Origin of the sequence: Shewanella sp. SP2S2-6, assembly GCF_031931965.1 — a bacterium.
Classification (GTDB): Bacteria; Pseudomonadota; Gammaproteobacteria; order Enterobacterales; family Shewanellaceae; genus Shewanella; species Shewanella baltica.
Window position 1 is genome coordinate 1 of sequence record NZ_JAUOEQ010000003.1, and the last position, 15,765, is coordinate 15,765.

Here is a 15,765-nt window from a genome sequence, read left to right on the forward strand (position 1 = left end):
GCTAGCTTTCGCAGGTGCAGGGACGCATCCTTCGGAAGCGATAGCAAATTTGTCAATGAGCCCAAGGGGCTTTCAACTCCGTTGGGGGCGTCTTGGAGCATCCAAGGAGGATAGGACGAGCAGTCCTCCTTGGTCGGGTGTGGGGTGAAGCCCCACGACTTTGATTTTGATTAAAGCATTCAAACTACGAAACAGACTTTGGGGCAATAGCTTTTTAGCTGAACTATCAGCGAAAAGGTTGGCTGAGATTGGTATTGTTGCAACAGTGACCGTTGGCGACATGGTCGCTTATTCACATCCATGTGATCGCGACATTAGTATGTCCTATACAGCAGATGTCGCCGTCGAGCCTATAGGGATATTTTGTTAAACGAACGGGCTGAAGTCACAGGGAAAACAATGATAATGAATGATGCACAACTGACGATACCATTATCTTGCTTTGGGGAACCCAAATTGCAGGCATAAAAAAACCGCTGGGTAGCGGTTTTTATATTTTGCAATCTTAACGGGTTTTAATCGAAACCGATTATAGACCCGCGTCAGCGCGCAGTGCTTCAGCTTTGTCCGTTGCTTCCCAAGGGAATTCGTTACGACCAAAGTGGCCATAAGCGGCAGTCGCTTGATAAATTGGACGTGCTAAATTTAGCATGGCCGTTAAACCGTATGGACGCAGTTCGAAGTGTTGACGTACTAACTTGATCAGCAAATCTTCAGACACTTTACCCGTACCGAAGGTCTCGATGCTGATAGAAGTCGGCTCTGCCACACCAATAGCGTAAGACACTTGGATTTCACAGCGATCAGCAAGACCTGCTGCAACGATGTTTTTTGCCACATAACGGGCAGCGTATGCCGCGCTACGGTCCACTTTTGATGGATCTTTACCAGAGAATGCGCCACCACCATGACGGGCCATGCCGCCGTAGGTATCAACGATGATCTTACGACCGGTTAAGCCGCAATCGCCTACTGGACCACCGATAACAAAACGGCCAGTTGGGTTGATAAAGAACTTAGTGTCTTTGTTTAGCCATTGAGCCGGTAATACTGGCTTGATGATGGTTTCCATCACACCTTCAATTAAGTCGGCTTGTGAAACGTCATCTCTGTGCTGAGTTGACAATACTACAGCATCAATACCAACAATTTTGCCATCATCATAGGCAAACGTGACTTGGCTTTTCGCATCTGGGCGTAACCAAGGCAGGGTGCCGTTTTTACGCACTTCAGACTGACGCTTCACTAATGCGTGGGCATAAGTGATAGGCGCTGGCATTAGGACGTCGGTTTCGTTGTTGGCATAGCCAAACATTAACCCTTGGTCGCCTGCACCTTGCTCAGCTGGGTCAGCACGGTCTACACCTTGATTGATATCAGGTGATTGCTTACCAATGGCGTTTAATACCGCACACGAGTCTGCATCAAAACCCATATCTGAGTGGGTATAACCAATTTCACGCACCGTTTTACGGGTGATTTCTTCGATATCAACCCAAGCAGAAGTCGTGACTTCGCCACCGACTAATACCATGCCAGTTTTGACATAAGTTTCACACGCCACGCGTGCTTTTGGATCTTGAGCCAGAATTGCATCTAGCACAGCATCAGAAATCTGATCTGCAATCTTATCGGGATGACCTTCTGAGACCGACTCAGAAGTAAACAAGTGCTTTGCCATAGTAGGAAAATCTCGTCGTTAGCATTCAAACGTGTAGAAGCATCTACATCTAGACGGCTATTTTAGTTTAAATCCGATTGCCGATCACCCCCAGTGAGAAAAAATCCTCTCAGATTGTGACCTGAAAACGACTATGTTCAGTCTTGAAATGGTTATTTTACTTATATTTCATAGCATTAAGTTTACTCTTTTTTTGAGAAATTTATTTCTCCATTACAAGTGATCCTTGCGAGGCCCACTCAAGTAAACGCCAGTAAAGTGACTAGTTTGTTTCTGCGAGTTTACGATTCGGCCATCTTTTGCTGAGTGAATGATAATTTTAGTTTGCGTCACACTGGCATGTAGGGGAAAATATGCATCCAAATTGCCCGCTAGACCCCACAAACAAGCAGGAGAGAGCATGTCTTCCCGTAAAGTACTCGCAAACGCAATCCGTGCGTTAAGTATGGATGCAGTTCAAAAAGCAAATTCAGGCCATCCCGGCGCCCCAATGGGTATGGCAGATATTGCTGAAGTGCTGTGGAATGATTTCCTTAAGCACAACCCGACCAATCCTAAATGGGTAGATAGAGACCGTTTCGTCCTTTCTAACGGTCACGGTTCAATGCTGATCTACTCTTTACTTCACCTGACAGGTTATGAATTACCAATCGAAGAACTGAAACAGTTCCGTCAATTGCATTCAAAAACCCCGGGTCACCCAGAATACGGTTACACCCCAGGTGTTGAAACCACAACGGGTCCACTCGGCGCGGGCATCAGCAATGCTGTCGGTATGGCGATTGCTGAAAAAACCTTAGCGGCACAGTTTAACCGTGATGGTCACGATATCGTTGATCACTACACTTACTGCTTCGTCGGCGACGGCTGTTTGATGGAAGGTATTTCCCACGAAGCCTGTTCATTAGCCGGTACTTTAGGTCTAGGCAAACTGGTCGCATTTTGGGATGACAACGGTATTTCTATCGATGGCCATGTTGAAGGCTGGTTTACCGATGATACGCCAAAGCGTTTTGAAGCTTACGGCTGGCATGTGATTGCCGGTGTTGACGGTCACGATAGCGCGGCAATCCGTGCTGCTATCGAAGCGGCGAAAGCGGTTACCGATAAACCAACCATGATTTGCTGCAAAACCATTATCGGTTTTGGTTCACCCAACAAATCTGGCAGCCACGATTGCCACGGCGCGCCATTAGGCGATGCGGAAATCGCAGCAGCCCGTGAATTCCTTGGCTGGCCACATGCACCATTTGAAATCCCTGCTGACGTTTATGCTGGTTGGGATGCCAAAGAAGCCGGTGCTGCCCGTGAAGCGGCATGGAACGAGAAGTTTGCGGCTTACAGCGCAGCTCACCCAGAACTGGCTGCTGAATATGAGCGTCGTGTACTGAAAGGTGAATTACCTGCTGATTTCGAAGAAAAAGCGCAGGCATTCGTGCAAGCATCACAGGATAAAGCCGAAGGTATTGCGAGCCGTAAAGCCTCACAAAATGCCATCGGTGCTTTCGGTGCTATGTTACCTGAACTGTTAGGCGGCTCTGCTGACTTAGCAGGTTCTAACCTGACACTGTGGTCAGGTTCTAAAGGCATTCAAGACGATCCAGCCGGTAACTACATTTACTACGGCGTGCGTGAATTCGGCATGAGCGGCATTATGAACGGTGCTTCGCTGCATGGTGGTTTCATCAACTACGGCGCAACTTTCATGATGTTCATGGAATACGCCCGTAACGCAGTCCGTATGTCGGCGCTGATGGGCATTCAAAACATCTTCGTTTATACCCATGACTCTATCGGTCAAGGTGAAGATGGTCCAACGCATCAGCCAGTTGAGCAATTAGCTAACCTACGTATGACGCCAAATATGGCTGTATGGCGCCCATGTGATGCGGCAGAAACGGCAGTTTCTTGGAAAGCTGCGATTCAACGTCGCAATGCGCCAACGTCACTGATTTTCAGCCGTCAAAACCTGAAAGCCCAAGCACGCAGTGCTGAGCAATTAGCCAACGTGGCTAAAGGTGCTTATGTACTGCAAGACTGTGCGGGTACACCAGAACTGATCCTGATCGCAACCGGTAGCGAAGTACAATTGGCAATGGATGCCGCCGCTGCACTGACTGAGCAAGGTAAACAGGTTCGCGTAGTTTCTATGCCATCGACAACTGAGTTCGATAAGCAAGATGCAGCGTATAAAGAATCGGTATTACCACGTGCTGTGACTAAACGTGTGGCTATCGAAGCGGCGCATACCGATTTCTGGTACAAGTACGTCGGTTTTGAAGGCACTGTTGTTGGCATGACCACTTTTGGTGAGTCAGCGCCGGGTAACGTGTTATTGAATCACTTCGGTTTCACCGTTGAAAATGTGCTGAATGCTGCAAAATCATTGGGCTAATCGCTCAAGGGATTAGATTCAATACAAAAGGTTAAACTTTTTAAGTGTTAATCTGTATAATGCGGCCTGCAATCTTTTGCAGGCCGTTTTTGTATTTAGAGGAAATTGAGACCTCAATGATCCGAGTCGCTATCAATGGTTATGGCCGTATTGGCCGCTCTATTCTTCGTGCTTTGTACGAGTCTGGAAAACGGCAGCAAATGCAGATTGTCGCGATTAATGAATTAGCTAAACCTGAAGCCATTATTCATCTGACCCAGTACGACACCACCCACGGTCGGTTTGCGCACAAAGTGAAACTCGTCGATGATCACATGCTGATTGGCGACGATGCGATAAAAATTCTCCACGAGCCCGATCCCACAAAACTCCCTTGGCATGAAATGGACATAGACATTGTCTATGAGGCCACAGGTGTATTACTCGATCGTCAAAGCTGCGAAGCCCATATTCATGCTGGCGCTAAACAAGTGCTGATAAGCCATCCATCCTCAGCCGATGTCGATGGCACGATTGTCTATGGTGTGAACCACGATTTACTCCGCGCCGAACACACAGTGGTTTCCAACGCTTCTTGTACGACTAACTGTATCGTACCTGTGATCGACGTGCTCGACCGCCATTTCGGCGTTAAAAGCGGTGCCATTACCACTATTCATTCGGCGATGAACGATCAGCAAGTGATTGATGCTTATCATGATGATTTGCGTCGTACCCGCGCCGCTGGTCAATCGATTATCCCTGTAGACACTAAGCTTGCCCGCGGTATTGAGCGGATTTTGCCGCACATGAAAGATAAGTTTGAAGCGATTTCAGTGCGCGTGCCCACCATCAACGTGACGGCGATCGATTTGTCTGTGACGCTTGAGAAAACCGTCGATATTGCCACTGTAAACCAGGTGCTGGAATCGGCCGCCAATGGGCGATTTAACGGCATTTTGGGTTATACTGATGAGCCCTTGGTTTCATGTGATTTCAACCATGATCCGCGCTCCAGTATTGTTGACGGTACCCAGACCCGTGTCAGCGCCGGTCAGTTGGTGAAGCTGTTGTTGTGGTGCGATAACGAGTGGGGTTTTGCCAACCGTATGTTAGATACGAGTTTGGCGATGATCGCAGCCAAGCGAGGCTGATAAAAAGTAGATTATTCACCGGTGGGTCACTCAGTTGTATGCCAATTCGACGGGATGTCGAGCGCCTAGCGGCAGTAAACTGATACCGGCCATGAGTGAAACCAGTTTGTTTTTTGATTATAAAAGGAAGCGTTACTATGGCAATTATCAATATGTCAGATTTGGATCTACAAGGTAAGCGCGTGCTTATTCGTGAAGATCTCAATGTGCCTGTCAGCAACGGCGTCGTCACCAGTGATGCACGTCTGCGCGCCTCTCTCCCAACTATCGAGTTGGCCCTTGCTAAAGGCGCCGCTGTGATGGTGATGTCGCACTTAGGTCGTCCGACCGAAGGTGAATACAATCCCGAATATTCTATGCAACCTGTGGTCGACTACTTGGCTAAAGCCTTGTCGTGCCCTGTGCGTTTAGCGACGGATTATTTAGACGGCGTCGACGTTGCCGTCGGTGAAGTCGTGGTATTCGAAAACGTGCGTTTTAACGTGGGCGAAGGTAAGAACAACGAAGCGCTGTCGCAAAAAATGGCTGCGTTGTGTGATGTCTATGTGATGGACGCTTTTGGTACTGCACATCGCGCCCAAGCATCGACCCATGGCGTGGGCATGTTTGCCCCCATCGCCTGTGCTGGCCCATTACTGGCGCAAGAATTAGATGCTTTAGGCAAGGCATTAGATAATCCTGCGCGTCCTATGGTGGCGATTGTCGGTGGCTCTAAAGTGTCGACTAAGCTGACCGTGCTAGAAAGCCTTTCAGGTATCGTTGATCAGTTAGTGGTTGGCGGCGGTATTGCCAATACTTTCATCGCGGCGGCGGGCTACAATGTCGGTAAATCGCTGTATGAAGCGGATTTGATCGACGAAGCTAAACGTTTAGTCGCTAATGCGAAAAGCCGCGGCGCCGATATTCCTGTGCCGACTGATGTAGTCGTAGCAGGCGAGTTTAGCCCAACGGCTGCGGCAACCTTAAAATCGGTTAGCGAAGTCGCTGATGGCGAAATGATTTTTGATATTGGCCCTGATAGCGCTGAAGCACTGGCTAAAATCATCGAATCTGCTGGCACTATAGTATGGAACGGCCCTGTGGGCGTGTTCGAATTCGACCAATTTGGTGAAGGTACTAAGCGTATTGCCCAAGCGATTGCCGATTCAAAAGCCTTCTCTATCGCAGGCGGTGGTGACACTTTGGCTGCGGTTGATAAGTACGGTATTGCCGATAAAGTGTCTTACATTTCGACTGGCGGCGGCGCTTTCCTCGAGTTCCTCGAAGGTAAAGAATTACCGGCTGTGGCTATGTTAGAAAAGCGCGGCGCTTAATTATTAAGTTTTAAAATACGCGGCGCATAAGACGCCGCGAAAGCGCTGATAAGATCAACGCTTTGATAATAAAGAATTATAAAAAAACCGCCCGTGTTTATCTTAGATATTGATTAAATATATCGAGTTAAATACGGGTATAAAAATCCATCCAAACGATAGCGACCTCGGTGACCAAGCGTTGCAGAATGCGATAGTCACCCTATTATTGGAGTTACAAAATGGCGTTAATTTCCCTACGACAACTACTCGACCACGCGGCAGAACATGGATACGGTGTGCCTGCGTTCAACGTTAACAACTTAGAGCAGATGCGTGCCATCATGCAGGCCGCTGAAGCAACAGACAGCCCTGTTATTGTGCAAGCTTCTGCTGGTGCGCGTAAATATGCTCGCCCACAGTTCTTAAAATATCTGATGGCAGCGGCTCTTGAGCAGTACCCAGATATTCCTGTGTGTATTCACCAAGACCACGGTACCGATCCTGATATCTGTCAGCGTTCTATCCAATTAGGCATGTCATCAGTGATGATGGATGGCTCTTTGATGGCTGACGGCAAAACCCCTGCATCGTATGACTACAACGTCGATGTCACCCGTCGCACAGTGGCATTTGCCCATGCGTGTGGTGTGTCAGTTGAAGGCGAAATCGGCTGTTTAGGCAGTTTAGAAACTGGCCAAGCAGGCGAAGAAGACGGTATTGGTGCAGTGGGTACATTAAGCATGGATCAAATGTTGACTACTCCTGATGAAGCGGCGCGTTTCGTTGCCGATACCCATGTAGATGCATTAGCCATCGCTATCGGTACTAGCCACGGTGCTTACAAGTTCAGCCGTAAACCTACGGGCGATGTACTGCGTATCGACCGCATCAAAGAAATCCATGCGCGTATTCCTAATACTCACTTAGTGATGCACGGTTCATCTTCAGTGCCACAAGAATGGTTACAGATCATCAACCAATACGGTGGTCAGATCCCAGAAACCTACGGCGTGCCATTAGAAGAAATCGTTGAAGGTATCAAGCACGGTGTGCGTAAGGTGAATATCGATACTGACTTACGTTTAGCATCAACAGGTGCGGTACGTAAGTTCTTAGCGGAACACCCAAGTGAATTTGACCCACGTAAATTCTTGAAAGCGTCAATGGAAGCCATGGCAGACATCTGTACTGTTCGCTACGAAGCTTTCGGTTGTGCTGGTCAAGCATCTAAGATTAAGCCATTGTCTTTACAAGCAATGTATAAAGCGTATCAGTCTGGCGCCTTAGATCCTAAGATCAACATGTAAGCGTTATCGCTAGGACAAAAACCCGCTAATGCGGGTTTTTTTATGCTTAAAATAGATGCAATTTTCATTTTTTAATCGTCAATGCTAATATTGCGCAGATTTTCAGGGGAAAAAACTAACCCATATTAATATGTGCTTATCCAGCTTCGCTGGGACGAACAGATATTTATAGGGATTGGATTTAACGGAACAGGAACGGATAAACATGAAAAAAGTACTGACCGCAGCGATATTAATGACTGCACCTTTTATGGCGACTGCAGGGGCCGATTTTGTAAAAGGCGACAAGACATTCGCTGGTGAAGCTGAGTTAGGTGCTACCTTAACCACAGGTAACACTGAAACCTCATCATTTAAGGGACGTTTAAATCTTAAGCATGAGCTTGGCGATTGGGAAAATCAGTACTTACTAGAAGGTTTATATAAAGAAGATACCGGTTCTGTCACCGCGAAACGCTATTTAGCAGGAGCACAGGGTAACTACAAGATGACAGACCGTAGTTACCTGTTTGCGAATGCCAATTATGAAGTCGACCCGTTTACCGGTTATGACTACACCCTATCTGGCGCAGCGGGTTATGGTCATAGACTGTATGACACCAGCAAGACCTTTTTAGATGTTGAAGTGGGTCCGGGTTATATCTATCAACGTCTCGATACTGAGCAAGCGCTTATCGAAGGTTATGACACCAACGACAGCGTTGTTGCCCACGGCGTGATCAACTTCGAAACTGAAATCACTGAGACCTCTAAATTCCAACAGCGTTTCGTTGCCGATTACGGTGACAAGTTAGATGCCCGTTCTGAAACCTCATTAACGGCAAATATTATCGGCGCATTGGCGATGAAGTTTGCCATTATTGTGCGTTACAACAGCGAGCCGCTGGATGATAAGAAAAGCACAGATACCGAAACCAATATGACCTTGTTATATGCTTTCTAATGCTGTGACACTGATTTAAAACAAAAAAGCACCTTCGAGGTGCTTTTTTATTGGCTGTTTTTGGACTAAGTTGAATATACGTTAAGCTTTTCTTTATTAGTAACATCTGTAGTTATACAAAAATTAATGTTTTAAATGCCTTTGGTTATAGGGTAATGCATAGAAAGTTGCGTTTTATCAACATTTGCTATGCCGAAGCTATGGTAATTTTCGACTAATTTCCTACGTAGAGATGAACTTTAATGAAATTACAGCGGTTGTTTAAAGGCAGTGGAATGGCGTTGTGGAGTCTATTCTGCGTTGCAATATTGAGCGGATTCTCACCTGCAGCATGGGCTATGACAGAAGGGGCAGATCGGCTTAATTTAACCGCCGCGAGCGTGGGTTATGTCGCTGTCTGTGTGTTTGTGCTGGCTTACGTATTGGTGATGGCTGAGGAGACATTACATTTACGCAAGTCGAAACCTGTGCTCGTTGCGGCAGGGATCATCTGGGGCATGATAGGTTTTGTCTATATGCAAAACGGCATGTCCGAAGTGTCGGAAGCGGCATTCAAGCAAAACTTGCTCGAATACGCCGAGCTATTGCTCTTCTTGCTGGTGGCTATGACCTATATCAATGCCATGGAAGAACGTAATCTGTTCGATGCGATCCGCGGCTGGCTTGTGGGCCGTGGTTTTAGCCTACGAACCGTGTTTTGGTTAACGGGCTTTATGGCGTTTTTCATCTCGCCAGTAGCCGATAACTTAACCACTGCTTTACTGATGTGCGCTGTGGTGATGAAGGTTGGGGCAGGGCAACGCAAGTTTATTACCCTTGCCTGTATCAACATTGTCGTTGCCGCCAACGCGGGTGGCGCGTTCAGCCCCTTTGGTGACATCACGACCTTAATGGTATGGCAAAAGGGCCTAGTGCACTTTGGCGATTTCTTTAATCTGTTCATTCCCGCCCTCGTTAACTTTGCCTTACCCGCCGCCATTATGAGTGTGTTCATCCCGCATTTTGTGCCTGAGCCTGAAAAAGAGCATGTGTACACTAAGCCCGGTGCTAAGCGTATTGTAGGGCTGTTTTTACTTACCATTGCTACGGCAGTGTGTGCCCATTCCTTCTTAGGTATGCCGCCTGTACTGGGCATGATGACGGGATTAGGCTTCCTGCAATTCTTTGGATTTTACCTGCGTAAAACCTTCAATCGTTCCGTTGCCCGCGAACGTGAAAAGGCGGAATTAAGACAAGACAAATTACGCCTGCAGCAACTTGGCAGTGTGGTGCCATTTGATGTGTTCAGCCGCATTTCCCGCGCCGAGTGGGATACTCTGTTGTTCTTTTATGGCGTGGTGTTATGCGTCGGCGGCCTAGGTTTTATGGGATATTTGAGCTTAGTGTCTGAGGCCATGTACTCACATTGGGATGTCACCTATGCCAACGTTGCCGTGGGTTTGCTCTCGTCTGTGATTGATAATATTCCTGTGATGTTTGCGGTATTGACCATGAATCCCGATATGGCTTTGGGACAGTGGTTATTGGTTACCCTGACAGCGGGTGTGGGCGGCAGTTTGCTCTCGATTGGCAGTGCGGCAGGAGTTGCCTTGATGGGGCAAGCGCGCGGCATTTACACCTTTGGGGCACATCTACGGTGGACACCTGTGATTGCCTTAGGTTATGTGGCGAGCATTTTAGTGCACATGTGGTTAAACGCCGCAATGTTCTAACACTGCGTTAGCTTGATTATCGTTTATCGAGACAGGCTTGCGGCTTGTCTCACGAAAATTAACTATTTGCTGGCTTGGGTTAGCAAGATCACATTAATCATTGGTTGGCTTGCATAGACTTAACTCCGTGTTTTTATGGAGTTGAGTTAATGTGTATGCAATTGGGAGACTGCAGGTTTGATCGAGAACGAGGCATGCTGATTGAGTTGTCTCGCGATGAATCTTGGCATCTTTCTCGGGCCGAGTTACAAGTGCTCACGTTATTGCTTGAACACCAAGGTCAGTTAGTTTCAAAGCACATGCTAAAAACGGGAGATGGACAAGGTCCGCCATTAACCGATGCCTCTGTGTCCCGCGCCATATCCACGCTCCGCTCCTTTCTAGGCCCTCAGCACGAGGGCTTGATCGAAACCGTTAAAGGCCAAGGTTATTTGTTGCGGCCATCAAACGGCAGCGAATATCGAGGCGTCAATTACCTCAGACTACACACTGTGCCTTTGTGGAGTGCCTTAGTGTTATTCGGGGTGATGTTGGCGTTTTCGGTGTTTTATCTGAAACACACAGATCACAGCAAGCCTACCCAAGCCTTGATGACGTCGATACTGTCGTTAGCCTCGGGTCAGCAAGTGCGCTTGAACTTATATGCCGACTCCAGTGCGAGTAACACCTTACTGTTCGAAATGGGCGAGCGCTTAAGTGCGGGCCTCATTGCCTGTGGCAAGAGCGATTGGGCGGATGTTTATGCGTCTTTATCCCATGATAAACAGGTGCTTAATATGACGTTTCGCGGTGAAAAACTCGACCAGTCAGTGCTCCGCAATATTAGTATCAGCGATTTTTCTCGCCCCAAAGCATTCATCGACTCAGCCTGGCTACGCGAGGTGGATATCTGTGGCTAAATGGCTCAAGTGGACCATCAATATTGTTATTTTGTCGGCCTTGATTGCGGCTTGCGGGGTGATTTATAAACAGTCGGCAACGAGCCGGACCATGATGTTGAGTTGCAGTTCAGAACTGTTTGATCGCCATTCGAGTGCGAATCCCAGTATCAGCGCCAGCAGTGACAACAAATTTTACCTGCTCGTGGACGTATTGATTGCCGCCGACAAAGCGCAAATCAACTACCGTTACTTTAATTTTGATGGCACCAGTGCGGGCCATATTTCGATGCGTGGCAAGGTCGACAGCATTGAGGCCAATAGCATGACCTATAGGGTGGCAGTGGAGACGAAAACTGAATCGGAAATGGAAAAGCAACAGAACTGGCCAGAACACATGAAATATCTATCTAACATCAGCAGTTTACCGTTTCGCGATTCTGGGGTGAATAATTTCAGTATTGAAGTGTTAGATATGGATGACACTAAGGATTATGCCGTGGTGTTATTCCAACCCAGCAATACGATTTGTGGATGCCGAATCGTAAATAGCCGAATTTAATCAGTGAATTTGAGTTTATTTCAGTTAAGATTAGTGCTCATTGATTTATGTCTACTGCGATGAGTCTCTGTGAGGGCTCATGAAAAGGGTGTTGTGTCTAAGATACGTGTAAAGCAAGAAGAATCCCTGTCGATTAAGTTCAGCCACCAGATGGAAAAGGGCGATAATCGTCAGCTCGATCTCTATTTCTTTTTACCAAAGGAAATGGGCATAGGCTCGCACACGCTCAATGAAGAAGAGTACTACTACAGCGCGATTGTCGGCCGTCGTTCTTACTATTCAGAAGGCTTGCACTTACCTTTGGTACAGGGCCGCTTTGCCAGTTTAAATCGCCGCACCGTTGAAGAATTCAGATTGTACTTGAATCTGTTCGCCTATCAGTTTGCCGTTGCAGTCGAAAACGACGTTAAAGAACTCAATCAAATCACAGATGTAACCCATTTTTATTTTGCCCTCGACGAATTACGCGAACAAGTTGGCCAACTGCTGAAAAAGTTTCGCCGTAACGAACCGGGCGATCCTAAATGGAAATCCTACTTCGAAAATGCCGACAACTACCTGTCTTGGTTCTGCGAGCAGCAGTTACTAAAAGTGCTCGCCCATGCTACACGTACCAGTGATTTCAACGATATCCAAGAACGGGTGCTAACACTGTGTCGCAATGAGTGCGCCTATCGGGATGAGCATAACTACAACTCGGCGCAGACTAAGCAAGATCCTAACCGCATCTCAAACAAGATGTTGTTGTTACGACGTTTAATCCAACAAGGTGTGGTACTCAAAGAAGAGTTAAAGCCCTTAGGGATTGGCCTTAAAAAGTTCACGACGGGACTGGCGACGGCGTTAGTTATGCTGGTGGTGTCGGCGTTGATTATTCAAGCGCAGGGCGCCTTCAGCGGCTTTACCATTGCCTTAGTGCTGACCTTGGCGGTGATTTACGGCTTCAGGGAAATCTTTAAGGATGACGTGCGTAATGCCATGTGGCGTTTTATTCAGCGGGGCAGGCCACGCTGGAGCCGGATTTTGCGCGATACCACTAGTCAGGCAGTTATCGCGAAGCAGTTAGTATGGCTTGAGTTTATGCGCCAGCAAGATCTGCCCGATAAAGTCAGCGAAATTTTAAAGCACAGGCATAGCCAAAATAAGGTCGATGCGGAAATCCTGCACTATAAAATTGCCACTAAGGTGAATCAGAGTGAGTTCCAAGCGGGATACTCCACCATTCAAGAGCAAGTGAACTTTAGCTTAGTGCCCTTTGCCCGCTACTTAGAGCGGGGTAAGGCGAAGATTTATAAGGAAGTTGAAGGTAAAATCAGCCATGAATCGGTTGAGCGACGCTATCAAGTTAACTTGATTTTAGTGCTACGCGATGGCCGCGAAGCCCCGCAGTATATTCGCTACAAAATCACCATGAACCGCTCGACGATTATTGAGATTACCCAGAGCCAATTGCCCGATTCGGTCAACATGCCCGAATCTACGATTGATGACGAGTAAAGGCTTGACCGATATTTTGATCGTTATTCTGTTTCGCCCGTTTTAGGGCGACTTCGGCATTATTTAGATACTGCTCAAGTGTTTGGCCTTCTTGATAACCCGCAATCCCGATACTGATCCCTTCGCCTAAGCCATTGCCATTGAGCTTTTCCATCATATTGAGGGCAAAGTTGTGCGCATGGGTCGCATCTGTGTCAGGTAACATCACAATCAGTTTCCCGAGTTGCCAATGCAAAATCTGATAATTAGCAGGAATTTCAAGCAGTAATTGAACTTCGACTTCCTGCTGGCGGTTTGCCAGCTGGTCGATGTCACTCATGTGGCTCAGCAAACCTTCGGGATTGATATCCATTAACAGTAAGCTTGAACTCAGGCGGCTTGGCGGTGGTAGCGAGTTAAAGTAACGCTCTAAATCAACTAAGCTCAGCAGAATCGTGCTGCGATGGGGCACAAGGCTGCGTTTCTCTGTGCCTCGGCCGCGTTCGGCGGCTTGTTCTAAGGTACAGACGATATAATCAATCTCACCATCGGCGGCCACATGGCCCTTTAAGGTCGCCTGCAAACAATTGGAATGCGCCTGTTTAGGTGAGCACAGAATTTGCCCCTGCCACTGACCTTGCATGGCGATTTGAGCGCTAATTCTTTGCCATTGATTACCTAAATCGTTGGCGAGCAGCGAGGCTAAATCTTGATTTAAATCGCCATTGAGTTGCATTAGCGCATCAAATACGGGGTTGATTTTAATCAATTTACCATTGGCATCTGTCAGCGCTGTCGCCACTGTGCTATCGCATAAAAGCTCACTGAGAAATGCTTGTTCTTTACTGCTGACTAATTCACTGATGTCTTCAAGGGTGATTAGTAGATGTGGTGAACCTCGGCTTGCCCTTGGTGCTTGGCGGATATGCACTCGCAGCGTGGGGCCATTGATACTTTCTAGGCTGATTTCACCAGACCATTGACCGGTTTTATGCACTTGCTCCATCAGCTCGGCATAGGTTCTGTCATCGAGGCATAAGGTGCGTTGTAGGCTGCGGTCCGTGAGTTCATCGAGTGGCACTAAGGTCGCTTCTGCCGCCTTGGTGTTGGCGCTGATCACTCTGGCGTTTTCGTTGACCATCATAAAGCCGATATCACTGTTAAATAAGCCATTGGCGACATCGATACTGTATTGGCGTGAACGCTGTTGTAAGCGATACATGTGGCTGAGTAACACAACCCAAGCGGCGAGTACGGTTAAGATTAGCGATGCCACTATGACAATGTTTTGCCACTGGGAAAAACGTGCGGCTATGTCGGAGTTACGCACATAGGAGAGTAAAAAGTATTCTCTGCGGGTTTCTGGCTGGGCGGTAAGCTCGATCTTAAGGTAAACAAAGGTGGCTTCTTCACCGTGGAATTGACCAAAATTACTCATGGACATATCACGCCACAGAGCAGGATAACTTTGTCTTAAACTTGCCCCTAAGGTTTCTGGCATATTGCTTAACGGGGCGAGATCGCTCGCGCCAGCATAGAGTAATCCCTGCGTGTCGAGTACTAACATAGGCGATTTGTTACTCGAAAAAGCCGGCTTGATGGCTTCGAGCATTTGCACCATAGAGTTGTATGTCACCAGATAACCCATAGAACTTTGATCGGGCTTTTCGAGCCAGGCCATTTGATACATATAGGGTTCTAGCATGCCTTCAATTGGAACAAACTCCAGTGGCGAGGTGTAAACCTCTTTACCGCCCATATTACGACTCGCGCCAAGCAAGGTCGGCGGTAAGGCATCTTTACTGAAATTAGAAGGGGTAGAGAACTTATAATTGCCTTGGGGATCGTACAGCGCAATGCCGAGCAGTTCAGGAATATGCTTCACCAGATCTAGCCAGGCTTCCTGTAATTTGAGTTGTTGCTTGGCGGTAGGATTGCTCAAGTACTGCTTTAGCAGCTCACCATTGGCAAAAATTTGGGTGCGAAATTGCTGGAAAGACACTTTATCTGTGATCAGTGTGCCTATGGTCTGCAGTTCACTGTATCTCTGCGTCGCCCATTCTTCCTGTAGACGTCGCTCACCCAAGGTAATGATTAAATTGGTTAAAATGATCATGCCAATCACCAGCATAGAGAGCTGGCTTGCAACGGCTAATAAGCGTTGATGCGACCAATGGATCCCTTGAGTTAAAGAGAGCAGCGGCGCTAGGGGATACGTGCTTGGGTTATTCTTCAGCATGAACCGATTATGAGTGGGTGATCTGTTAATTTCGCTATGTTAACACGAAAGAATTGTTACGACAGTGCCAAGTTACTAAGCAAGATTTCCTTAGTAAAAGTTAAGACAGATTTACATCTCTACTCATTCGCTCAATGGCGAGTT

At 47.4% G+C, this 15,765-nt stretch carries 11 protein-coding genes; 9 read left to right on the top strand and 2 right to left on the bottom strand.

Annotated features, from left to right (window positions below; translation table 11 throughout):
* Positions 1-529: 529 nt before the first annotated feature.
* Positions 530-1,681 (bottom strand): methionine adenosyltransferase, encoded by a 1,152-nt coding sequence (metK, locus tag Q4Q57_RS03295; RefSeq protein ID WP_311889743.1) that lies wholly within the window; start codon positions 1,679-1,681, stop codon positions 530-532.
* A gap of 400 nt (positions 1,682-2,081) precedes the next feature.
* On the opposite strand from metK, the gene tkt reads away from it, so the two are divergent.
* The 9 genes from tkt (at position 2,082) to Q4Q57_RS03340 (ending at position 13,403) form a co-directional block, all read left to right on the top strand.
* A complete protein-coding gene (gene tkt, locus Q4Q57_RS03300) occupies positions 2,082-4,076 on the top strand; it encodes a transketolase (RefSeq protein ID WP_311889745.1) in 1,995 nt (664 codons plus the stop codon).
* Positions 4,077-4,192: 116 nt separating this feature from the next.
* On the top strand, positions 4,193-5,209 hold the full coding sequence (epd, locus tag Q4Q57_RS03305) for an erythrose-4-phosphate dehydrogenase (RefSeq protein WP_006084022.1): 1,017 nt from the start codon (positions 4,193-4,195) through the stop codon (positions 5,207-5,209).
* Positions 5,210-5,346: 137 nt separating this feature from the next.
* Complete coding sequence (locus Q4Q57_RS03310; protein WP_006080336.1) at positions 5,347-6,522, top strand: phosphoglycerate kinase; 1,176 nt, start codon at positions 5,347-5,349, stop codon at positions 6,520-6,522.
* Between the two features lie 221 nt (positions 6,523-6,743).
* Positions 6,744-7,811: a class II fructose-bisphosphate aldolase gene (gene fba, locus Q4Q57_RS03315; protein ID WP_006084020.1), complete on the top strand. Its 1,068-nt coding sequence runs from the start codon at positions 6,744-6,746 to the stop codon at positions 7,809-7,811.
* 205 nt (positions 7,812-8,016) lie between these two features.
* A complete protein-coding gene (locus tag Q4Q57_RS03320; RefSeq protein ID WP_006084019.1) occupies positions 8,017-8,754 on the top strand; it encodes a YdiY family protein in 738 nt (245 codons plus the stop codon).
* A 242-nt stretch (positions 8,755-8,996) separates the two neighbouring features.
* Positions 8,997-10,466 carry a sodium:proton antiporter NhaD gene (gene nhaD / locus Q4Q57_RS03325; RefSeq protein WP_006080339.1) on the top strand — a complete coding sequence of 490 codons (1,470 nt, stop codon included), beginning with the start codon at positions 8,997-8,999 and terminating at the stop codon, positions 10,464-10,466.
* A gap of 149 nt (positions 10,467-10,615) precedes the next feature.
* A complete protein-coding gene (locus Q4Q57_RS03330; RefSeq protein ID WP_011845923.1) occupies positions 10,616-11,365 on the top strand; it encodes a transcriptional regulator in 750 nt (249 codons plus the stop codon).
* A complete protein-coding gene (locus Q4Q57_RS03335) occupies positions 11,358-11,906 on the top strand; it encodes a hypothetical protein (protein WP_300476536.1) in 549 nt (182 codons plus the stop codon). The genes Q4Q57_RS03330 and Q4Q57_RS03335 overlap by 8 nt, the downstream gene beginning before the upstream one ends.
* A 93-nt stretch (positions 11,907-11,999) precedes the next feature.
* Positions 12,000-13,403 (top strand): hypothetical protein, encoded by a 1,404-nt coding sequence (locus Q4Q57_RS03340; protein WP_012090100.1) that lies wholly within the window; start codon positions 12,000-12,002, stop codon positions 13,401-13,403.
* Here the strand turns inward: Q4Q57_RS03340 and Q4Q57_RS03345 are convergent.
* Positions 13,384-15,621 carry a PAS domain-containing protein gene (locus Q4Q57_RS03345; protein WP_006080344.1) on the bottom strand — a complete coding sequence of 746 codons (2,238 nt, stop codon included), beginning with the start codon at positions 15,619-15,621 and terminating at the stop codon, positions 13,384-13,386. The genes Q4Q57_RS03340 and Q4Q57_RS03345 overlap by 20 nt on opposite strands.
* Between the last annotated feature and the right edge of the window lie 144 nt (positions 15,622-15,765).